Raw genomic sequence first — 21,620 nt, forward strand, 5'->3', positions numbered from 1 at the left:
ATTTACCTGTACTTTTTTTTAATAAAAGACTATAGTAGTCAAAGCGGAGAAAAAATGTCTATGTCGGTTTGTTTACATAACGGAACATTGCTGACCGGTTTTTCGCAAATGGAAAAATGCGCCGTGTTATTGGAAGACGGTAAAGTAGCCGAAGTGTTTTCCGAGCACCGCTTTTTACAAAAAAAGTTTGCACCTGATGTGCGCGTTATAGATGTACAAGAAGCTTATATTGCGCCGGGTTTTATAGATACGCATATTCACGGTTTTAAAGGACACGGTACCGATAACTGCAGCGCCGAAGCAATGATAGAAATGTCAAAAGATTTGGCGCAATACGGAGTAACGGCTTTTAATCCTACTATGTATCCGTCGTCCGAAGACGATATGATTCACAATATAAAAGAAATCGTTAAAGCGATGGGTAAAGAATCGGGCGCTCACATTATGGGAATCCACATGGAAGGCCCCTTTATTTCCGCCGAAAAGCTGGGCGTTCAGCGCCCAGAAACGGTTAAACCCGTAGACATGGACCTTATGGAACGCTTATGGCAAGCTTCCGAAGGTCATATCGTGAATATGACCGTTGCGCCCGAGTTAAAAGGCATGCGCTATCTTGCACTGTACGGTCTTAAACACGGCATTGTTATGCAAGCCGGGCACACCAATGCGCAGTATCAAAATATGGTTGAAGGTATGCAAGCCGGTATTTTGCATTCGACTCATTTGTTTAACGCAATGAGCCAGCTGCACCACCGCAATCCGGGAGCTGTAGGAGCCATCCTAATTCATTCGGAAATGTCATGCGAAGTTATTGCCGACGGAGTGCACATACACCCCGATTTGTTCAAATTGCTTTTAAAAGATAAACCTTTGGAAAAAATAGTTTTGGTAACGGACAGTTTAACACCTACCGAACAAGACGGTGCGGTTTTAACGGCAAACGGAGAACAAGTGGTGTTTGAAGGCGGTTGTTTTCACCGCGCAGCTGACGGCGTTATTGCAGGTTCTGCGTTGACTATGATCCGCGGAGTAAAAAATCTTGTTAGCTTCGGTTTTTCCGTTTCCGATGCTGTGCGTGCAGCTTCTTCAACACCTGCATCTATTATGCGTTATACAAAAAAAGGTATGATTATTCCCGGCTACGATGCGGATATTATTGTGTTCGACAAACAGTTTAATATTTTGGCTTCGATTGTCGACGGTGTGTTTAAAAAAAATATTATGTAATAAGCTGATATCGGGAGGTAACTATGAATCTTATTATACGGAAAAATTATGACGAATGTTCTTTGTGGGCGGCTGAGTATATTGCAAAACGCATTAACGACTTTGCTCCTACGGCAAAAAAGCCCTTTGTGCTGGGGCTTCCTACCGGCAGTACACCGCTTGGAACATATAAAAGGCTTATTGAATTGAATAAAGCCGGCAAAGTGAGTTTTGAACACGTGGTAACGTTTAATATGGACGAATATGTGGGCTTGCCCGCTGATCATCCGCAAAGTTATCATTATTTTATGTGGGATAACTTTTTTAACCATATAAACATAAAAAAAGAAAATGTTCATATACTCAACGGTATGGCGCGCGACTTACAAGCCGAGTGCGCCGCGTACGAAAAAGCGATTGCCGATATCGGCGGTATAAAGCTGTTTTTAGGCGGAGTAGGAGTTGACGGACACATTGCGTTTAATGAGCCCGGCTCTTCGCTTGCGTCCCGTACGCGCGTAGCCGCTTTAACTCACGATACGGTACTCGTCAATTCACGCTTTTTCGGCGGAGACGTAACCCAAGTGCCGGCAACCGCTTTAACGGTCGGCGTCGGTACGGTAACGTCTGCCGAAGAAGTGCTGGTGCTTATTACCGGTCACAATAAAGCGCGCGCCCTTTCTCACGCAGTGGAAAAAGGCATAAGCCAAATGTGGACTATCAGCGCTTTACAAATGCACCCTAAAGCCGTTATCGTGTGCGACGAAGACGCTACAGATGAACTGAAAGTGGGAACGGTAAAATATTTTAAGGAAATTGAAAACGCCGGCACCGGCGTTTTATAAAGCTTTGCGGTAGCAATAAAAAAAACGGCGCAACTTCGGATGCGCCGCTTTTTTTATCCTAATTCAAGTTTATTAAGTATCAAAGCGAGTGTAATCAATCAAATCCGATTTCAAAAACAATTCTGGATGTATCGGGTGATGTTGTTTTTTCTCCTGCATTTTTCAACGCTTCGGAAACAGATGAGGGCGCAGAAGAGCTTGTTTCCTTTTGACTGGGCGGTGTCGTTAACGGATTGTTTGGCACCGCTACATCGGCATTGCGCTCTTGCGGCTCAATTATCGTTCCGTCCGCTGCCGGCGCAATGCTGCTGCCTTTGGAAACGTGTATCTCCCGTTCTCCGAGCAAGGTGTTTGCCGCCACCGCCCATGTACCGTCGGTGCTTTGCAAAAAGCCTGCCGCATCAAAAATACCTGCAGTACCGCGCACCGAAGCCGTTGTAACAGGACTTTTTACCGTAAAGCCCACACGCTTGTTTTGTGCAGCTTTTATATCGGCTTTTATGGAACCTGCGTCAAGATATACTTTTGATATGTCTTTGTCCGGATTTTCCGTCAGCTCTTGCACCGTTAACCGGCTTAAAGGCCGCACTGTAACAGTCGACCTACCGATTCCCAAAACCGCTTGCGATTTAAAACCGGTTGATATAAGAGTACCTTTTGTAATTTTTTCTCCGGCTTTCATCGGCTGCCAACCCTGTGCCGTTTGCACTTCCGCTTTTCCCACAACCGAAACGACAACCGCTTCAAGGGCAAAGAGGGGAAGCGCTGCTAAAACACAGCATATCAGTGCGTATGCTTTTTTCATTTTAAGCCTCCTTAAGGCTGAGGTTAACGCTAAGTAAATGTTACCGATAGGTTACTATATAGTATAACCCGTTTTATACAAAAAAACAATTTTTTTCAAAATTTTTAAAAAAACTTTAAAACGAATATATGAGTTTTAACGACGCTGAGGTATACGGATTCTTTTTTTGCTCGTCGGAAACGGCAAAAAATTGACTTACCGATGCGGCAATTTGAATATCGCTTACAATTTGCCAGCGCCATGCCATGTGCCATTGTGCGCCTATAAATCCTTTTGCTTGGCGTGCGTTCATTACATTAAAAAAAGTGTCGGCGGAACAAGCAAAAAGCAAACTGTCAATCGGACGGATTGAAGCGGTTAACCCCGTTTTAAAGTTCCCCGCGTATTCAAGTGAAGACGACGTATTTGCAGATGATACGGTAAGCGGTTCAAAGCTTGTCGTATACTTTGTTTTGCCGGTTGCAAAAACGGTATTCCACGAAACAAGTGAAGAGTAAAACGGCAAATAAGCCGAAATTTCCAAGCGCGATAAATTTGAAAAAGCGAATTTGCTGTCGTATGTTTGCCTAAGCGAGCCGGTTGCGGAAAACAAATAAAACAGATTTTTGTATATTGGACCGTTTAAAGCCATGGTTGCATATAAGCGTTTTTCGATTGCATTTACCGCGCCGTACAATTCATATGCATTCGTTTGCTGTGCAAACAAACGCGGAAACGTACAGGTCAATTTACCCAATACCATAGGAGCCGTTTTTGTATACACGGGTGCAGCGTTTGCCGTTGTTGCAATAACGTTCATTTGCTGTGTATGCGCGTTTAACAAACCGGTAAAACCTGCGTAAGCGGATACGGAAACGTTTTTGGTTTTTACCGCCAGCTCCATTCCGTCCGCATTTTGGTTTACGATTAACCCCGATAAATCGCGCAAACCGTAGCGTCCTATATTAAATATGGTTGTCGCATTATTTAATTGATTGCTTAGGCTTAATTTGCATAAGTTTACATCGAATATGTGCGAAATGTCGTTTTTTTTGTTTTCATATTTAAATGTATAAAAAGACTCTGCGGTAAAATACGAATCTTTACTGCCGGGAAGGGGGACTTTTATCCACATAGTTAACTTATCCGATTGCCGTATGTGCATATCGTCGCTTTGCCCTTTGTATGTGCTGTCGTTTGTAACCAAGCCGCCCCATTCAAAAGCCGCTAACGAAGACGATGCAAGTGCACAAAGAGCAAACAAACTGATAATCGATTTTATTTTTATACCGTTCATTGTTCTTTTTCTCCCGTGGTGTTGTTTTCGGCATATTGTGCGCATTTTGTCATAATGTACAATGCGTCACGTCCGCTTATTTTTGTGTACGGATCTGTCGAAGCGGGAATAATTTCAAGAGCTTTTAATTCTCTAAATGCGTAGCGTGGCAGCTTTGTTGTGCGAAGCATAATGCCGCCCCGTATGTCCCATACTTGGCAGCATAAATATGCACAGTCTTTTGCCGACAAAGCGCTTGCGGTATTTTTTATGCGTGAAAAATCGATATGTTCTTTTAAAGCGCTTAAAGCTTCTTCTCCGGTTGCCGTTTCGCCGGCGAGGTTTAAATAATTTGCTGCAAAGTACGAAAGCTGTTCAATCGTTACCGTTTGAGCATTCAACATTTCCGTCAGTTTATCTGCCGACTGAGAAAAAGCGCCGAAGTATAAAAAGGATAAAAACAGCGCTATACATACATTTTTTTTCATAGACCCCTCTGCTTTTTATTTAAAAGTATGGTATAATAAATTATATGAAAAATCAAGGAAAGAAAAAAGCTTCTTTGTTTTTTTCGGCAGCCGAATTGCTTATTTGCGCTACCGTTGTGTGCGTTCTTGCCGTAATGAGCGCTGCCGGTGCGCTGGAAAAGCTTGAACTGAGAATGTACGACGTGCTTTTGTCGGTAAAGCCGGAAATTCCGCAACACAAAGACGTCGTTATTGCGGCAATCGACGATGCGGCAATAGGCGAAATGGGTACATTCCCGTGGACGCGCGATATTCTTGCCGATGTGCTTATCCGCTTAAAAGAGCTGGGCGCTTTTTGTACCGTATTCGATATAGAATACATTTCGCCGTCGCATCGCGGCATAGACCCTGCGGTTGAAAATTCATTACCCGCGCAATTCCGCAAAACGGAAACGGAACTTTCCGGTTTAATGCGCGATTTTGCCGCCGCCCTTGCACAAGGCGATTTACCTGCGCGCTATGCTCCCGATACTGCGGAAGATTTAATAAGTTCTTATCTTGAACCGGAATTGCGCACGCTGCAATTATCCGCTGTAGATAAACTGTCGCGCGACAACGACGAATACTTTGCTCAAGCCATTCATTTTTTTGCCAATACGTGGCTTACGATAAACGCCGGCGATGTGGGTATCGATGTTTCCGAAGAACTTAAAAACTACGTAAGAGAGCGCTTTTTGCTTAAAAATGTAACGGAGCCTGCCGGTTTGATAGCTCGCGAAAACGATTTGTTTTTTTCAAAACAGCATACACAGCATAAAATGACTCCTGCGCTTTTGGTTTTAATGCAGCAAGCGCGCGGCGCAGGTTTTACAAATATTATACTCGATTCGGACGGAACACGGCGGCGTATAGAACTGCTGCACGAAACGGACGGATTGTATATACCGCAGCTTGTTTTTGCGCCGCTTTTGGATGTGCTTCAAACACATACGCTTATCCGCACCCCCCGTGCGCTTATTGTAAAACAAGCCTTGTTTCCCGGCGAAAACGTGCGCCGTAATATTAGCGTTCCGCTTGACAGTAACGGAAGAATGCTTATTAATTGGGTGCCGACGGCTTTCAGAAACAGTTTTAAAAACGAATCGGTGCTGTTTTTGTGCGACTTGGATAAAAAAGAGCGGACGCTCATCGATATTTTACATACGATAGGCAATTTCCGCTTGGGAAAAAACGGTCGTATGTTAAGCTACTACGATGCGGCGCAGTATTTAAGCGCTGTTTACGATGATTTACAAAGCACAAAAACCGCCCTTGTTGAAAACGTTGACTCCGAAATACCTGCCGAAAACTATGCAAATTACTTTGAACGCCGCTCGCTTTTTTTTCAAGAATGTGCGGAATTAACCGATCCCTCTTACGAGCGGGAAATACTTGCAACGCTTGACGAAATCCGCACAGCTGAAAACGCTGCGGAAATTGAAGACATATCTTTATCCGTGTCGGATAAATTTGCCAAATTCGCTTCATATCTTGGCGAATACAATGCTTTGTTTGACGAACTTTCCGCCGTGTACGACAATGCTTTTTGTATTATAGGACACACGGCAAGCAATTCTACCGACTTGGGTACCACTCCGTTTGAAAGACAATACCCGAATATCGGAACGCACGCAAACGTGTTTAACACAATTATAAACGAAAGTTTTATCGTACCGGTTCCGTCTTATTTCGGCTTTATTTTAACCGCTGTTTTGATTTTTATTGTAGTGCTGTTTGCTCGCCGTCTTCCCGTCAGCGCGTTAAACATTATCGGCGCCGCAGGCATTATAGCGGTTCCGCTCGCTTCGTTTATATTAATCCGTTTTAACATATACAGCGCTCCTGTTGCGCCGTTTTTAACGGTTGTTTTATGTTACGTCGGCGCGTCTTTATACCGGTTTGCTTCCGCCGAAAAAGATAAGGCTTTTTTGCGCCGCGCTTTTTCCACTTACCTTTCCGAAGACGTAGTTGCGGAAATCGTCAGCGACCCGTCTAAATTGTCGCTCGGCGGAAAAGAAAAAAACATTACCGCATTGTTTACCGATATAAAAAGCTTTTCTACGCTGTCGGAAAAATTGTCGGCGGAGCGGCTCGTTGCAGTTCTTAACGACTATTTAACCGCACTAAGCAATATAATTTTGGAGCATAAAGGCACAATCGACAAATACATCGGAGATGCCATCGTTTCGTTTTTCGGCGCGCCTGTCGATTTGGAAGACCACGCATATCAAGCTTGCTTAACTGCCGTGCGTATGAAAAAAGCCGAACAAGCGCTGAATGAACAGCTTTCTGAGCAGGGAAAACTGCCCATGCTGCTGCATACCCGTATCGGCATAAACACCGGCACTATGGTTGTCGGCAATATGGGTACGGATATGAAAATGAATTATACGATTATGGGTAACGACGTAAACCTTGCCGCGCGACTTGAAGGTGTAAACAAAGTGTACGGATCGTGGATATTGATATCCGAATCTACATGGAATGCTGCAAACGCCGGAAAAAACGAAGGTAAATTGCTTGCCCGCCGTTTGGATAGAGTACGGGTTGTGGGTATCGAAAAACCGGTGCGCTTGTATAACCTTGTAGGTTTAAAATCCGAATTGGACGGTGCATACATAGAATGCGTAAACGTTTTTCACAACGCTTTGGAATGCTATGAGCAAAAAGATTTTGTACAGGCAAAAGCCTTGTTTCAAAAAGCGCTTGCTTTAATGCCGGATGACGGACCTTCTTCGGTGTTTGCTGCTCGCTGCGATGAGTTTATAAAAAAAGGCGTCGGGCAAAACTGGGACGGCGTTTTAACGATGACGACAAAGTAAAAAAATGCAAACGGAAGTTTCCGGTTTAAGCGCAGTGTAGTGTTTGACGTCTAAACGCCGGACAGACGGTGTGTCTGCTGTGCGTAAACTATATGTTCAATGCGGGAATTTTTTCTTTAAGCTTTCTAAGAAATTCGGCACCGCCGACACCTTCACGAAGGCAAACAAAAATGCAGTTGTCGCCCGCAATTGTGCCGAGCACATTGTCTACAGCAAGGCAATCCAATGCTTCGGCTACGGTGTTTGAATGCCCCGAATGCGTTTTAATAACTGCCATATTGCCGGAGCAATCGATAGAAATACAGCCGCGCATAAAATCTTTTGCATACAATTCGCCGCTGTTTTGTTTTGTGTCAGGCGGAAGTGAATATTTGTAGCCGCCGGCATTGTCCGGAAGTCGTGCCGCTTTTAAAAGTTTTAAGTCCCGCGAAAGCGTTGCTTGCGTAGCATCAAAACCGGCTTTTTGCACGTGTTCAAGCAGCGCCGTTTGCGATTCTATGTTTTGTGAGTGTATTAATTTTCGGATAAGGTTCAAACGTTCCAAACGCTCTTTCAAAACAAGTCCTTAAAAAGTGTATATTTAAATAATGCATAAAGATACGGTTTTGTCAAGTTTTCTTCCATAATTTAGACTTAACTAAACCTATTTGAAAAAACTTTTTGTGCCGATATTCACATTATGGATATATCGCGTATTATGTTTGTTGCCCGAAAAGTACTTTCAGATATACGTCTTATCGGCGCATGCGCTGCGGTTCTTGTATACGTTAATTTTGTTTTTTATGTAGCACGCTACCGCAAAAAAAAGAGCGCTTCGCATAAAAAATCTCTTGTTCACATTCAATCAGATTCTCAAAACGCCGCATCGGATGCCGCAGGTGCAGCACAAAGCGCTGCTTCTGCAGAAGAAAACTCGGATGCCGCAGACGATTTTATCGTGTAAAATCAAACCGTCACCGGCAAAAACCTGACATTTTTTTGTTGACTTTTTGAAAAAGCAGTGTTACGATATTTTATACAAACTTTTTACGAAGCTTGTAAGAAGTTTATTCGGAAAGGACTATGTTGGATCAACTTAAAATCGGGAATTTAACGAATATACTGACGTGTCTTTTTTCTGAAAAACGTTTAACGAAAGCTCAGCTGGTTCGGCTAACCGGTTTAAGCAATTCCACTGTATCTTCGGCGGTAAACAGTTTGCTGAAACTTAAATTGCTGGTCGGCGACGGCTACGGAGAATCCATCGGAGGCAGGCGTTCGGAAATTTACCGCTTAAATAAAGCGTACGGACGCTTTATAGGGGTAGATATGTGTGCAAACGGCTTTTATGTCGTTGTAACAGACTGCGAAAACACCGTTTTAACGCAATTTTTTGAGCTGTATGATAATCGAGTGCCGAAAATTCATTTTTTGTTGGGTGTTTTGGAAAAAGTTATAAAACAATTTCCCGGTGTGTTAGGAATCGGCATAGGGCTTGCGGCACACATTGATTTTTCCGAACAAATCGTTATCGATTGTCCCGATGTATGCTGGAGTCAAGTTCATTTAAAGGAAATCATAGAACGTCATTTTATGATTTTCACGTACATAGACCACCGTGTAAATGCCGCTGCCATACGGGAAGGTTTGGTGGGTTATGCTGCGGACATAAAAAATTACCTTTTTTTTTATGAAAACTCACCAGATAAAGCGGCTCTTGTGTTGAACGGCGGAATTTGCCGCGGACATACAAATTATAATGGTAAATGGGAGGACTCTTATGGATTAACGGGGAAAGTGCGTTTGTTGAGTGAATTGTTCGATGTTGAACGGATTTTTATTGCATATAAAACGCAGGCTTATAAAGCCCAATGGAAAAATGATTTGCCGCAATCGGTCGTTTGTTTTGAAGCAAAGAAAAATATGTGTGCACTCGGTGCGGCTGCGGTTGTGCAAAAAGAATGGTTTCGTTCCATTTATTTTATGCTATAGCGTTTTATTGTTGTTGCGTTTTTGCCGCCGTATTCGTAACTGTATTGTACGCTTAGCGGCGGATATAAAAAGGAGGACGTATGGCGTCTACAATAGGTATTGTAGTTATTTTTATTATTATGTGTGCGTTGATGTACACTAAAAAGCTGTCCGCATTTTTTGCTTTGCCTTTAATGGCTTTTTTTATTGCACTGGTTTCGGGAATTCCGTTTACGGATTCAGCGGATAAAACTCCGGGAATTTTAACGCTTTTGTTTGTCGAAGGTCCGGTTCGGTTGGCTTCGGCAATGATGATTCTAATTTTCGGTGCTATTTTAGCTCAGTTTGTAAAAAATACAGGAATAGCAGAAGAAACGGTACGAAAAGTATCGGAATTGGCGGGAGATCGCCCTTTAGTGTTGGGTATTTCTTTTTTACTGGTGTTAAGTCTTTTGTTTACGACATTAGGCGGTTTGGGTTCGGTGATTATGATAGGAAGTATTGTTTTGCCTATTATGGCTTCCGTTGGAATAAGTCCGCTCACTTGTGCATGTATTTTATTAATCTCGTTAAGTACTGGCGGTATATTTAACTTGGCAAACTGGGGATTGTATATCGACGGTTTTGGTATGACGGCAAATGAAATTAAACTGTTTGCATGGCCGTTGGGAGCGATTTTTTTAGTGTTTGGTATCTTATTTGTAATCGTTCAAACAAAATTAAACGGACACCTTTTTAAGAAAAAACAGATTTCATGGCCGGACCCTGCTCCCGCGACGCAGTGTAAAAAAATAAATCCTTTAGCTTTACTTACACCGATAGTTCCGCTGGTTATGGTTTTTGTGCTTAAAGTAAATATTATCGGTGCTTTTACCGTCGCTATAATATATTGCTTTATTACAACAATAAATAAAGACTCCTTAAAAAACTTGTCGAAGTCGGTTACTCAAGGTATTGCGGATTCCGCCGGAGCAATCTTTTTGATAATAGGTATAGGCATGCTGTTAAAAGTTGTTATGGATCCGCGTGTTACTGCCCATATCGGACAGCCGCTTGCTTCAGTACTGCCTTCTCATGCGCTGAGTTTTATTTTATTTTTCGGTATTCTGGCACCGCTTGCTTTGTACCGCGGTCCTTTAAATATTTGGGGGCTCGGTTTGGGCTTGGGAGCGGTTATGCTTTCAACCGGTAAACTGAGCAGCGCAGCTTTAATGGCGGCTCTTATGGCTACCGGACAAATACAGGGTATTTGCGATCCTACAAATACGCATAATGTATGGACGGCTGCCGCTACCGGTACGGATGTAAACGATATTTTACGCAAAACCTTGCCTTTTGTGTGGGCAGCTTCAGTAATCGGTTTGATTATAGCAGGTTTTATGTTTTTTTAAAAATGGCAGCGGAGGTTGAATGGATGGCGCTTCGGAATTTACGGGTTGGTATTGATGTCGGCGGCACATTTACTCATGCGGTAGCGGTGGAAACACCGAGCAATCGGATAATTGCTTGTGCTGTAACACCGACTACGCACAGCGCCGTCCATTCGGTTTCCGAAGGTATTGTACGGGTTTTTAAGGACGTAATGAAACAAGCCTGTGCTGAACCCGAAGAAATCTGTTTTGTTGCACACAGTACTACACAGGCAACAAATGCATTGCTTGAAGGAGACGTTGCCAAAGTCGGTGTTATAGGCATGGGCTGCGGTTTAAGCGGCTTAAAAGCAAAAGCCGATACCAATGTAAAAGACATTGAACTTACTCAAGGGAAAAAAATTGAAACTGCAGTATGCTATATAAATTCGGTATCTTCCGATTTACAAAAAGAAGCCGCCGTTGCAGTCGAAAAATTAAAAAAAGAAAACTGTGCGGTTATAGCTGTAAGCGAAGCGTTCAGTACGGAAAACCCGGAAAAAGAAAAGGCGGTAGCCGAACAAGCCGTAGAGCAAGGGCTTCTGGCGACTGCCGGTTGCGAAATTTCTCAACTATACGGTTTAAAAATACGCACACGTACGGCGGTAATAAATGCCAGTATTTTACCTAAGATGACTGTAACAGCGCAGCTGACTGCAGAAAGTTTAGTACAAAGCGGCATTACAGCCCCTTTGATGATTATGCGAAGCGACGGCGGAGTAATGGATTTGGCTCAAATGAAAAAACGTCCGATTCTTACTATGCTTTCCGGACCCGCCGCCGGCATTGCCGCCGCTTTAATGTATGTTAAAGTATCCGACGGTATTTTTTTGGAAACGGGCGGAACGAGTACGGATATTTCCGCTATAAAAAACGGTAAAGCTATGATGAAAACAGCCGTTGTCGGAGGGCATTTAACGTACTTAAAAACGCTGGATTCGCGTACGGTCGGTATCGGCGGCGGGTCTATGGTGCGCATGGCACACGGCACAGTTGCCGATGTAGGACCGCGCAGCGCACACATTGCCGGCTTGAGTTACATAGCTTTTTCCGATGAAGCGGAACTTGAACAGGTCCATCCGGAATTAATAAGCCCCGTGAGCTCTGATCCTGCAGATTACGTGGTTGCAGTAAACGAAAAAGGTAAACGTTTTGCACTTACGTTAACCGATGCAGCTATTGCTGCCGGACAAATTAAATCGGGTGATTATGCATATTCAAATGAAAAGACGGTTAAAAATGTATTTTGTCGATTGGCTGAACAAATGGGAACAACAGCCGAAAAGCTTGCCGAAGATATTTTGAGTAAAGCTTCTTCAAAAATTCGAACAACGGTTGAAGACTTGCTGAGCGAATACGATATGGATAAAGATACGGTATCCTTAATCGGCGGAGGGGGAGGAGCCTCATCCGTAGTTCCGCACCTCGCTGAAAAAATGGCAATGAATTATGTTATTGCCGAAAAAGCGGAAGTTATTTCGGCAATCGGCGCGGCTTTAGCAATGCTGCGTGATAGCGTGGAGCGTACAGTTGTTCAGCCGACCGAACGGGATATCGCCGCAATCCGCACGGAAGTGATTGACCGTTTAGAACGTATGGGAGCGGATAGCGCTACTGTTGAAGTTCAAATAGAAACGGACAGCGCAAAAAATATTTTGCGGGCAACAGCTGTCGGTTCTTTGCGCATGGATAAAAGCATTGTTGAAAGAAAAACTATGGACGAAGATGAAATTCTAAAACGGACGGCGTATGCTTTTAAAGTCGATGAACAAGAAATAGAAAAAGTCGGACAAACCTCATCTTTGTATGTATTTTGTCGTACTCGAATAAAACGGCAGATATTCGGTTTAATAAAAACAAAGGTGCTTGATTACCGCGCGACGGATTGCTTCGGTATTATAAAGCTTTCCATACAAGACGGCTTTTATTATCAAACAAAAGCCGAAACAGCCGTTCAAGATATTGCTGCTTATATAGAAGAAAAAGCGGTTTACAACGATATAGGTATGCTTTTGCCGGAAGTATTTATTTTATATAAAAGCCGTATTGCCGATTACACTAAAATACTTGATTTTTCGCAGTTAAAAATTTTAATAAAACTTGAACTTGAAGGTTTGGATAAAAAAGAGCCGGTACTGTGTATACTGCACCGGCGTACTTAGGGGCTGTCAAAAAAGTAACCGACTTTTGAAACAGCACTTAAGAATATGTATTAAAACACATAAACAATAAAGGAGAAAACAAATGAACCATCATTTTGAAACTATGCTTAAAAAAAATAAAATGACTTTAATAATGAGTTTGCCGGCAAACAAACCGGAATTGGCAGATGCCGCATGGGAAAACGGAGCCGATGTAATTAAAGTTCATATTAATGTAAGTCATCGCGCAAGCAAAACCGTATTCGGCAATTTTGATGAAGAAAAAGCAGGCTTGGAAAAAATTTTGGAGCGTTCAAAGGGACCGTGCGGAATCGTTATCGGCGATAACATACAAGCGGCACTGCGCGATTATCCCAAAGCGGTGGCACTGGGATTTGACTTTATATCTTTGTATGTGTCTCATGCTCCGCCGGAAATCCTATATGATAATAAAGTTTTAAAAATGCTTGCGTTAAGCTGCAATGATTCTTTGGAAACAGCAAGTGTTTTAAAAACGGTTGGAGCCGATATACTGGAAGCTTCTATAATGAAAGGGGAAACGTATGGGCAGCCGCTTTCGGCAAAAGAACTTATGCAATACGCTTATTTATGCGCTCAAACGGATCTTCCCGTTGTCGTTCCCACACAGCGCTATATACTTCCCGATCATGTTTATGCTTTACAGCGCTGCGGTATTCGCGCTTTGATGATAGGAGCCGTGGTAACCGGAAAAGAAAAAGAAACGATTTCTCATGCCGTATCGAGCTTTAAGCAAGCAATAAACAGGTTGTAAAAAAATGAACATTTGTTTGCTGCCTTTGGATTCCAGACCGTGCAATTACGTCTTTATCCGTGAGCTTGCCGAAGCCGCTCGTGTAAATATAAGCGTGCCGCCGAAAAAGATAATGGATTATTTTACTGAACCGTCAAAAACGGAAGATTTAAAAGCATGGCTGGAAAAAAATGGCGCTTTTGCCGATTGCATCATTTTATCCGTAGACCAGTTTTTATACGGCGGCTTACTAGCTTCGCGCCGACAGGGAAAAACACAAGAACAAATCGAAGATGACTTTTTGTGGCTGGAACATTTTAAAGCAAAACACCCCCGCATAAAAATACTGGCTTTTTCGGTTTTAATGCGCACGACAATCGGCACTTTACGCGAAGAAAATAAAATATGGTGGGAAGCGGTAGCTGAATATTCCAAAAAAAAATATGCCGAATTGACTTTTCAGCGAAAAGAAGATATTGAAGCGGTTAAAAACTTGGAAAAACGCATTCCTTTTGACGTTTTAAATGAATTTTTATGCGTAAGACAACGCAATCACAATGTTAACTGCCGTTGTATTTTTTTAACCAAAACAGTGTTTGATAAATTAATAATCGTGCAGGAAGACTGTTGTGCCGAAAGTTTACACATTCCTGAAAAACAAATTCTTATGCGTATGGTTTGCGATGAACATTTGGAAAGCAAAGTTTTTTTTCATAACGGAGCCGATGAAGCGGGTATGGAATTGACCTCTTGTGCCGTAGCTGAGAATAAAATCAAAACCACGGATGTGCAATTGTGCTTTTTATTCGATAATCGAAACTTTACGGCAAAATATGAAGATATCCCTTTTTATGAAAATCTAAAAGACCATTTACGTTTGTTAAACATACGGGAAGTAAAAAACTGCGAAAAAATATTGTGTATTTTACCGCCTAAAACACGGCAGGGCGATTATTGTCCGGTAAGAGAAGACAGTGGTAGTTACCGCCGTGACGACTACGAAGTTATGGCAGATATTGTGTGTAAGCACATACGAGCAAAAAAGAAAGTATTCCTTTTGGATTTAGCCTATGCCAACGGCGGCGATTTTTCCTTTATGAGCATATTAATGCAAAAGTGCCGCTGGAGCACTTTGTATGGTTATGCGGCGTGGAATACGGCGGGAAATGCTTTGGGGACTGTTTTAACGCAAATTATATTGTCCGACGGAGTAAACGGGAGACTAAATCGCCGTTTTACAGCCGAGCGGCTGTTGGATGACCTTTTTTATCAAGCAATTGTTAGGGAAAAAGTATCGAAAAAATTGCAGTGTGCAGGTCAGGATGTGTGGGCATTAAAAAATATAAAAGAAGCAGCCATACTTCTAAAGCAAACGGTACGGGAAGAAAAAGAGGTGTTAAAAAGCATTTTCGGTAAAAAAATTCCCGATTTTAAAATCTCTTTCCCTTGGCCGAGAACTTTTGAAGCCGAAATTTTAGTAAATACGGAGAGTAAAAAAAGATGAAAAAAGAATATGATGTAATTATAGCCGGTGCAGGAGCTGCAGGAATTACAGCAACCCTTACGGCAGCTCGGCGCGGCCTTCGGGTTCTTTTAATCGATAAAAACGGATATCCGGGCGGTATGAATACCGCCGCAATGATTTGCCCGTTGATGACCTTTCATGCAGGAAAGCGTCAGATTATAAAGGGTATTGCTCAAGAAATTATAGACAGATTGGCACAAAAAGGAGCAACACTCGGTCATATTCCCGATCCTATCGGTATGGCTTCAACAATTACGCCGATCGATACCGAAGCGTTAAAAATAGTATATTTTGAACTGCTCAGCGAAGAAAAAAATATTACGCTTTTACTGAGCACATGGATTGAAGATGTAACTTGTACAGAACGTTGCTTAAAAAATATTATGATGGTTAATAAAAGCGGAAAAAATACCTATGCGGCAAAAGTGTTTATAGATGCAACAGGAGACGGCGATATCGCTTCAATGTGCCATACAGAATTTGAGTTGGGTAGAGATAAAGACGGTATGGCTCAGCCGATGACTCAAATATTTACGCTTGGCGGGGTTGATTTTTTGCCTGTTATCGATTATATGAAAAAAAATCCGGAACAATTTATTTTGAATATCGACTGTGATTTAAAAAAATATGTAGCGGTTTCTGGTTTTTTTGATTTGGTAACGAGAGCACGTTGTGCCGGCGATTTTTCTTTACCTCGTGACAGAGTATTATTTTTTCAAGGGGTGTATCCGGGAGAAGTTTTGGTTAACATGAGCCGGGTTACCGAGCGCTCGGGAATTAATGCCGAAGATATAACATTTGCACAAATTGAAGCACACCGGCAAATTCAAATGCTTGTTTTTTTCTTTAAGAAATACATACCCGGATTTAAAAACTGCCATATACAAAAGATAGCACCGGCAATCGGTGTTAGGGAAAGCCGGCGAATTGTAGGAATGGAAACGCTTACAACCGAAGCGGTTATTCACAGCAGCGAAAATAAAAACAGTGTGGCGATGTGTGCTTTTCCTATCGATATACACGATCCTGTCGGTAATGAATTGAATTGGATACGAAAAGAAAAAAGTTGTTGTTACGATATTCCTTACGGTGTTATGGTGCCTGAAAGACCGGATAATCTTTTGGTAACCGGCCGTTGTATTTCAGCTACGCATGAAGCGCTTGCTTCCGCCCGGATTACGGCTACCGTTATGGCTTTGGGACAAGCTGCCGGCAATGCCGCCGTTTCGGCAATTCAAAAAGATTGTGCTTTTTCGGCTGTAGATCCTGCCGAAATTCAAAAAAACCTGGTATTGCAAGGCGCAGTCCCGGGTAAGCACTGGCTTAAAAATGATGAAAACGGCATTGTGTAAAAGTGCGGAAAAACTCGATTTTGAGCTATGGTTGTCGCAACCCGTATTTTTGCACTGTGAACCGAAAAAGTTAAAAACATATTATACACAGAGTGTTTTGTACGCCCGGCGTTTGGCATCCAAGTATCCGTTATCGGAAAAAAATGTTTTTAGCTCAATATTTGATTTGGGAGTAACGAATATTACCCCTTATACGGAAACCGAAAAGTGCTTACGAACCGATAAAGCCTATTACGAAATCGATAATGCTTCCATTCACTGGAACGATGATTTTCCGCTTAAAATAAAAAGCGATATTCGAAACGGCGTATTGGACGGTGCTAAAAGAATTCAAGCTGCGCTTTTGTTTCATGAAGCCTTTCATCATATTGAAGAATATAAAGAAAAACCGACGGATGTATATTTGCAGCAGATGTTTGGACTCCGTTTTTTTTCTTTGTTTAGAGAACTTGCGGCTTTTGCTTTTGTAAATGCGCAGATGAAAAATTATTGCTGTCAGTGGATAGACTTTTACTGGCGGGAACAAAAAAATGAAGCAGTGCGGTAAAAATCTTTTTTAGGGTTAATTGTGCCCGTTTTGATAAAAAAGTTAAGCAGCTCCGATACGTCGGGTGCTTCCCATATACGTATTCCCAGTTTTTCGGCGCTTAAGCGGTTTTGTTTTTCGCAAAAAGCTTGAACGGCTTCTTGCTTGCTGTAGCGCTTGCGGTTTTTGTGTATAAAACGGATAAAATCGTCTGCATCACGCGCGCTGTTAACTGCGGTTTTTTCGCATACATCGCATCCTGCGCAAGCAGTTTCTTCGCAGCCGAGTGCTTTTAAAAGTATGTTGCGCCGGCACATACCGGATTGTGCAAAGTCGGCGATTACACGCGCTCTGCTTGACGCATCCGTATCTTTTGCCTTAAAACCGTCTTGCGGCGACCACAGTAATACGGCTTTTGCCGGCGAACCGTCCCGTCCCGCGCGACCGGCTTCTTGCACATAAGCTTCCGCCGTATCAGGCGCATCGTAGTGTATAACAGTACGGATATCTTTTTTATCGACTCCCATGCCGAATGCGCACGTGCTTACCAAAACACCGTCCGTTTTCGGGTAAAACCACTGTTCCGTATTTTCGCGCTCTTCGCGCGTTAAACCTGCGTGATAAAACTTCACCGTATCGCGCTCGTCGCGGCGGTATAAAAAATCGCGCAGCACGTGCGCAAGCTGTGAGCATCGGGTACGGCTTGCGCAAAATACAATTAAGGGTCTTTTTTCAGAAGCGGCGGCTTCAATCAAAGTGTTTTGTTTAAAAGCCGTGTGCATAACGTAATAGCGGATGTTCGGCCGGTCGGTTTCGCCTCGCATAATGTATGCGCTTCCTGCAAACAGTATTTCGTTTATTCTGTTTAATACCGTATCGGAAGCCGTTGCCGTAAAAGCGGTAGTTGTTTTACAGTGCAGTTTTTGTATAATCGTACCCAGTGTCGTATACGCCGGGCGAAAACTGTCGCCCCATTCCGAAACACAGTGAGCTTCGTCTACCGCAACGTGAGCTATACCGCATTCTGCAAGGCGTTCGACTAAAGCGCCGTTTTGCAGCGTTTCGGGGTTGGTTAAAATAAATCGGGTTCCTGTTTTTATACGCTTAAAGCATTCTTCACGCTCTTGTGCGCTTTGTCCGCCGCGCAAAACAACCGCGTCCAAGTCCAGTTTTTTCAGTCGCCCGAGCTGGTCGTTCATTAAAGCTAAAAGCGGATAGATAATAAGCGTTGCGCCCGGCAAAAGTACTGCAGGAATCATAAAGCACAAGGATTTACCCGCTCCGGTCGGAAGCAGTACGATTTGTCCGCCGCGCTCTTCGTTTTGGTAAGCGTCCATAATGTGGGCGATTACCATGCGCTGCCACGGATATAAATAGGGTATGTTAAATACTTTTTGTGCGGTTTCGTGTACGTTGTCGCCTACGGCAAAAGGCGCGCACATAATTCGCTTACTCTGCCCGTATTGTGGTATTTTTTACCACAACGTCGTGAGAAGAGCCTTCTGCAATCGACGCTTGCGATACCAGCGTTATTTTTGCCTTTTGCTGCAATTCGCTTATACTTAAAGCGCCGCAATTGCACATAGTGTGGCGTATTTTACTCATGCTCACGTTTACGTTGTCGTGTAAACTCCCCGCATAAGGAACGTAAGAATCCACACCTTCTTCAAACGACAATTTTGATTCGCCGCCCATGTCATAGCGCTGCCAGTTGCGTGCACGGTTGGAACCTTCTCCCCAATATTCTTTAACGTAGTTTCCGTTTATTATCAATTTGTTTGTGGGACTTTCGTCAAAACGGGCAAAATAACGTCCGAGCATAACAAAGTCTGCTCCCATTGCCAAAGCAAGCGTTATATGATAGTCGTGCACTATGCCGCCGTCGGAGCACAGGGGAATGTATACGCCGGTTTTTTGAAAATATTCGTCGCGTGCTTGTGCCACTTCAATAACGGCGGTGGCTTGTCCGCGTCCTATGCCTTTTTGCTCGCGCGTTATACAAATAGAACCGCCGCCTATGCCGATTTTTATAAAGTCCGCCCCGGCTTCGGCTAAAAATAAAAAGCCTTCTTTATCTACAACGTTTCCCGCGCCCACGCGCACTTTTTCGCCGAATGTGCGATGTATGTCTTTGAGCGCGCGGCTTTGCCATTCGCTAAAACCTTCGGAAGAATCCAAACACAGCACGTCTACTCCCGCTTCAAGCAATGCGGGAACGCGTTCCATGTGGTCTCTGGTATTTATGCCGGCACCTACAATATAGCGGCGCTGAGCGTCGAGCAATTCAAGCGGATGTTCTTCGTGAGAAGCGTAATCTTTGCGGAATACCATAGCGGTAAGGCAGCCGTTTGGTGCAACAATGGGTAAACAGTTGAGTTTGTGCTTCCAAATAAGGTCGTTTGCTTCGCTTAAGCTGATACCGTCTTTTCCCGTTACCAAAGAGGAAAGCGGGGTCATATAATCTTTTATGAGTGCATCTTCGCTCGTGTGCGTTATGCGGAAATCCCGCCCGGTTAAAATGCCTGCCAGTTTGCCCTGTGCGCTTCCGTCTTCGGTTATGGCAATCGTTGAATGTCCCGTTTGTGCGGTTAATGCGAGCGCTTCTTTGAGTGTTTGGTCGGGGCGTAAATTGGAATCGGAGGGAACAAAGCCCGCTTTGTATTTTTTTACTTTGGATACCATTTGCGCTTGTTTTTCTATGGGCTGCGATCCGTAGATAAAGGAAATGCCGCCTTCTTTTGCCAGCGCGATTGCCATTTTGTCGTCGGAAACCGATTGCATAACGGCTGACACCAGCGGAATGTTTACGTGTAAATCGGATTGCTCGCCTTTTTTAAATTTTACGACAGGGGTGCGCAAATTGACTTGTGCGGGAATGCAATGCGCCGGAGTATAGCCGGGAATCAATAAATATTCGGAAAAAGTGTGTGATGTTTGTTCGAAAAAATATGCCATATATAATTATATGGCATAGCTTAATTGCTGTCAATTGCGGGGTTGCATTGTGTTGCTAGCGGATGATGACATTACAAGCTTTTCGTGTTATAGTTTTTGCTGTTATGGAAACGCGCAATATATTTTTTAACATTTCGCCGCTGGATCACCGCTATTCGTTGTCGGAAGAACAGCTTTTTAATACATTGTCTTCTTATGTGTCCGAGCAGGCAGCAATTATGTCCTGCGCCCGAGCAGAAATCGCACTCGTTAAAGCTCATCTTGCCGTGCGTTCCGTTCTTGATAAAAAAACGGAGCGCATGCTCGACGAAGCGGTACAAAACATCGACTGTTCGCGCGTGTACGAAGAAGAAAAAAAGACCAAGCACAGTATGCGCGCTTTAGTAAACGTGCTTAAAACAATGCTTCCGGAAAACATAGCTTCGTTTGTGCATTTGGGAGCCACCAGTGTCGATGTTTTGGATACGGCACTTGCCATGCGCATGAGAGACTGTATGCAAGGTGCGGTTTTACCCGTGCTGCGTTCTCTTGAAAATGAATTGTGTACGATAGCTGAACGCGACAGCGATGTGCCGCAAATAGGGCGTACCCACGGACAGCATGCGGTTCCCATTACCTTCGGTTTTGCCGTTGCCGAATATGTAAGCCGTTTGGGTAAATCGATCGGTGAAATAGAGCGTCTTTCGTGCGATTTACGAGGTAAGCTTTCAGGCCCGGTCGGCGCTTATAACGGCACATCTCTTTTGGTAAAAGATCCGGAAGAGCTTGAAAAGCGTTATCTTGCATACGTAGGGCTTAAACCCTCCGAGTATTCCACACAGCTGGTGGAACCCGAATATCTTTTGCGTTTGCTTTTGGAGTGCAATGTTGCGTTCGGCATTATAGCAAACCTTGCCGATGATTTGCGCAATTTGCAGCGAAGCGAAATAGGCGAAGTGTTTGAATATTTTGCCGGATCGCAAGTCGGTTCTTCCACTATGCCGCACAAACGCAATCCGTGGAATAGCGAACACGTAAAATCTTTATGGAAAGCTTTTGCGCCGCGCGTGATGACTTTTTTTATGGATCAAATTTCCGAGCACCAGCGCGATTTAACCAATTCGGCAAGTCAGCGTTTTGTTGCCGATTATGTAGCAGGTTTTGCGCTTGCAGCCGAGCGTATGAAAACGATTGTTGCCGCTTTGCGCGCCGATACAGACACAATGCTGCGCAATTTGAATACTGCCGGCGGAAAAGTTAAGGGCGGTATTCTTGCAGAACCTGCCTATCTTTTGCTTGCAGAAAGCGGCGAATTGAATGCGCACGAAATTATTCGCTTAATTACGCTGGAAGCGGAAAAAACCGGCGCGGATTTTTTTGAAGTTTTGCAAAAACACGCCGACGTTTTTCAACGTATAAAATCTCAACTGGAAAAACTCGGCACAACCGATGTCTCTTCTTTTTTTGAACACCCCGAACGCTATTGCGGCATTGCCGCGCAAAAAGCGAGATGCCTTGCACAAAAATACCGCTTTTACGGTACAACGATGCAAAATTCGTAAAATATTTTTG

18 protein-coding genes are annotated in these 21,620 nt (G+C 43.5%); 12 read left to right on the forward strand and 6 right to left on the reverse strand.

The window, feature by feature from the left end; genetic code table 11:
• Nucleotides 1-54 precede the first annotated feature (54 nt).
• On the forward strand, nt 55-1,227 hold the full coding sequence (nagA, locus tag HMPREF9193_RS03745; RefSeq protein WP_040847460.1) for an N-acetylglucosamine-6-phosphate deacetylase: 1,173 nt from the start codon (nt 55-57) through the stop codon (nt 1,225-1,227).
• Nucleotides 1,228-1,250: 23 nt separating this feature from the next.
• Nucleotides 1,251-2,051: a glucosamine-6-phosphate deaminase gene (nagB, locus tag HMPREF9193_RS03750; protein WP_021686739.1), complete on the forward strand. Its 801-nt coding sequence runs from the start codon at nt 1,251-1,253 to the stop codon at nt 2,049-2,051.
• A 94-nt stretch (nt 2,052-2,145) separates the two neighbouring features.
• Here nagB and HMPREF9193_RS10720 read toward each other — a convergent pair whose 3' ends face one another.
• The 3 genes from HMPREF9193_RS10720 to HMPREF9193_RS03765 form a co-directional block, all read right to left on the reverse strand.
• Nucleotides 2,146-2,856: a FecR domain-containing protein gene (locus HMPREF9193_RS10720; RefSeq protein WP_021686740.1), complete on the reverse strand. Its 711-nt coding sequence runs from the start codon at nt 2,854-2,856 to the stop codon at nt 2,146-2,148.
• Nucleotides 2,857-2,971: 115 nt separating this feature from the next.
• On the reverse strand, nt 2,972-4,132 hold the full coding sequence (locus HMPREF9193_RS03760; RefSeq protein ID WP_021686741.1) for a hypothetical protein: 1,161 nt from the start codon (nt 4,130-4,132) through the stop codon (nt 2,972-2,974).
• The gene (locus HMPREF9193_RS03765) at nt 4,129-4,599 is read right to left on the reverse strand and encodes a hypothetical protein (protein WP_021686742.1); all 471 of its coding nucleotides are present in this window, start codon (nt 4,597-4,599) and stop codon (nt 4,129-4,131) included. Before HMPREF9193_RS03765 ends, HMPREF9193_RS03760 begins: the two co-directional genes overlap by 4 nt.
• A gap of 44 nt (nt 4,600-4,643) precedes the next feature.
• On the opposite strand from HMPREF9193_RS03765, the gene HMPREF9193_RS03770 reads away from it, so the two are divergent.
• Nucleotides 4,644-7,439, forward strand: coding sequence for a CHASE2 domain-containing protein (locus tag HMPREF9193_RS03770; protein WP_021686743.1), 2,796 nt, complete (start codon nt 4,644-4,646; stop codon nt 7,437-7,439).
• Between the two features lie 88 nt (nt 7,440-7,527).
• On the opposite strand, the gene HMPREF9193_RS03775 is transcribed toward HMPREF9193_RS03770, so the two are convergent.
• Entirely contained in the window at nt 7,528-7,995 is a 468-nt protein-coding gene (locus tag HMPREF9193_RS03775; protein WP_021686744.1) for an arginine repressor, read from the reverse strand.
• A gap of 123 nt (nt 7,996-8,118) precedes the next feature.
• Here HMPREF9193_RS03775 and HMPREF9193_RS03780 point away from each other — a divergent pair, with 123 nt between their 5' ends.
• From HMPREF9193_RS03780 to HMPREF9193_RS03815, 8 genes are all read left to right on the forward strand, one after another.
• Nucleotides 8,119-8,382 carry a hypothetical protein gene (locus HMPREF9193_RS03780; protein ID WP_021686745.1) on the forward strand — a complete coding sequence of 88 codons (264 nt, stop codon included), beginning with the start codon at nt 8,119-8,121 and terminating at the stop codon, nt 8,380-8,382.
• A 119-nt stretch (nt 8,383-8,501) separates the two neighbouring features.
• Entirely contained in the window at nt 8,502-9,410 is a 909-nt protein-coding gene (locus HMPREF9193_RS03785) for an ROK family transcriptional regulator (protein ID WP_021686746.1), read from the forward strand.
• A gap of 80 nt (nt 9,411-9,490) precedes the next feature.
• On the forward strand, nt 9,491-10,780 hold the full coding sequence (locus tag HMPREF9193_RS03790) for a citrate transporter (protein ID WP_021686747.1): 1,290 nt from the start codon (nt 9,491-9,493) through the stop codon (nt 10,778-10,780).
• 2 nt (nt 10,781-10,782) lie between these two features.
• Entirely contained in the window at nt 10,783-12,960 is a 2,178-nt protein-coding gene (locus tag HMPREF9193_RS03795; RefSeq protein ID WP_021686748.1) for a hydantoinase/oxoprolinase family protein, read from the forward strand.
• Between the two features lie 82 nt (nt 12,961-13,042).
• A complete protein-coding gene (locus HMPREF9193_RS03800; protein WP_021686749.1) occupies nt 13,043-13,732 on the forward strand; it encodes a hypothetical protein in 690 nt (229 codons plus the stop codon).
• 4 nt (nt 13,733-13,736) lie between these two features.
• A complete protein-coding gene (locus tag HMPREF9193_RS03805) occupies nt 13,737-15,215 on the forward strand; it encodes a DUF4127 family protein (protein WP_021686750.1) in 1,479 nt (492 codons plus the stop codon).
• On the forward strand, nt 15,212-16,588 hold the full coding sequence (locus tag HMPREF9193_RS03810) for an FAD-dependent oxidoreductase (protein WP_021686751.1): 1,377 nt from the start codon (nt 15,212-15,214) through the stop codon (nt 16,586-16,588). The genes HMPREF9193_RS03805 and HMPREF9193_RS03810 overlap by 4 nt, the downstream gene beginning before the upstream one ends.
• Nucleotides 16,566-17,135 (forward strand): hypothetical protein, encoded by a 570-nt coding sequence (locus HMPREF9193_RS03815; RefSeq protein WP_021686752.1) that lies wholly within the window; start codon nt 16,566-16,568, stop codon nt 17,133-17,135. The genes HMPREF9193_RS03810 and HMPREF9193_RS03815 overlap by 23 nt, the downstream gene beginning before the upstream one ends.
• Here the strand turns inward: HMPREF9193_RS03815 and HMPREF9193_RS03820 are convergent.
• Together HMPREF9193_RS03820 and HMPREF9193_RS03825 are read right to left on the reverse strand one after the other, a co-directional pair.
• Nucleotides 17,099-18,556, reverse strand: coding sequence for a RecQ family ATP-dependent DNA helicase (locus HMPREF9193_RS03820; RefSeq protein ID WP_021686753.1), 1,458 nt, complete (start codon nt 18,554-18,556; stop codon nt 17,099-17,101). The two genes, HMPREF9193_RS03815 and HMPREF9193_RS03820, sit on opposite strands and share 37 nt — an antisense overlap.
• A gap of 7 nt (nt 18,557-18,563) precedes the next feature.
• On the reverse strand, nt 18,564-20,069 hold the full coding sequence (locus tag HMPREF9193_RS03825) for an IMP dehydrogenase (RefSeq protein WP_021686754.1): 1,506 nt from the start codon (nt 20,067-20,069) through the stop codon (nt 18,564-18,566).
• 104 nt (nt 20,070-20,173) lie between these two features.
• Between HMPREF9193_RS03825 and HMPREF9193_RS03830 the strand changes: the two genes are divergently transcribed.
• Complete coding sequence (locus HMPREF9193_RS03830; RefSeq protein ID WP_040847557.1) at nt 20,174-21,610, forward strand: lyase family protein; 1,437 nt, start codon at nt 20,174-20,176, stop codon at nt 21,608-21,610.
• Nucleotides 21,611-21,620 lie beyond the last annotated feature (10 nt).

The sequence above is a fragment of the Treponema lecithinolyticum ATCC 700332 genome, from assembly GCA_000468055.1.
In the GTDB taxonomy this organism is placed as follows: domain Bacteria; phylum Spirochaetota; class Spirochaetia; order Treponematales; family Treponemataceae; genus Treponema_C; species Treponema_C lecithinolyticum.

Coding starts and splice junctions, on each gene's coding strand:
- nagA (WP_040847460.1), top strand. CDS start 55: ATGTCTATGTCGGTTTGTTTACATAACGGAACATTGCTGACCGGTTTT.
- nagB (WP_021686739.1), top strand. CDS start 1,251: ATGAATCTTATTATACGGAAAAATTATGACGAATGTTCTTTGTGGGCG.
- HMPREF9193_RS10720 (WP_021686740.1), bottom strand. CDS start 2,856: ATGAAAAAAGCATACGCACTGATATGCTGTGTTTTAGCAGCGCTTCCC.
- HMPREF9193_RS03760 (WP_021686741.1), bottom strand. CDS start 4,132: ATGAACGGTATAAAAATAAAATCGATTATCAGTTTGTTTGCTCTTTGT.
- HMPREF9193_RS03765 (WP_021686742.1), bottom strand. CDS start 4,599: ATGAAAAAAAATGTATGTATAGCGCTGTTTTTATCCTTTTTATACTTC.
- HMPREF9193_RS03770 (WP_021686743.1), top strand. CDS start 4,644: ATGAAAAATCAAGGAAAGAAAAAAGCTTCTTTGTTTTTTTCGGCAGCC.
- HMPREF9193_RS03780 (WP_021686745.1), top strand. CDS start 8,119: ATGGATATATCGCGTATTATGTTTGTTGCCCGAAAAGTACTTTCAGAT.
- HMPREF9193_RS03785 (WP_021686746.1), top strand. CDS start 8,502: ATGTTGGATCAACTTAAAATCGGGAATTTAACGAATATACTGACGTGT.
- HMPREF9193_RS03790 (WP_021686747.1), top strand. CDS start 9,491: ATGGCGTCTACAATAGGTATTGTAGTTATTTTTATTATTATGTGTGCG.
- HMPREF9193_RS03795 (WP_021686748.1), top strand. CDS start 10,783: ATGGCAGCGGAGGTTGAATGGATGGCGCTTCGGAATTTACGGGTTGGT.
- HMPREF9193_RS03800 (WP_021686749.1), top strand. CDS start 13,043: ATGAACCATCATTTTGAAACTATGCTTAAAAAAAATAAAATGACTTTA.
- HMPREF9193_RS03805 (WP_021686750.1), top strand. CDS start 13,737: ATGAACATTTGTTTGCTGCCTTTGGATTCCAGACCGTGCAATTACGTC.
- HMPREF9193_RS03810 (WP_021686751.1), top strand. CDS start 15,212: ATGAAAAAAGAATATGATGTAATTATAGCCGGTGCAGGAGCTGCAGGA.
- HMPREF9193_RS03815 (WP_021686752.1), top strand. CDS start 16,566: ATGATGAAAACGGCATTGTGTAAAAGTGCGGAAAAACTCGATTTTGAG.
- HMPREF9193_RS03820 (WP_021686753.1), bottom strand. CDS start 18,556: ATGTGCGCGCCTTTTGCCGTAGGCGACAACGTACACGAAACCGCACAA.
- HMPREF9193_RS03825 (WP_021686754.1), bottom strand. CDS start 20,069: ATGGCATATTTTTTCGAACAAACATCACACACTTTTTCCGAATATTTA.
- HMPREF9193_RS03830 (WP_040847557.1), top strand. CDS start 20,174: ATGGAAACGCGCAATATATTTTTTAACATTTCGCCGCTGGATCACCGC.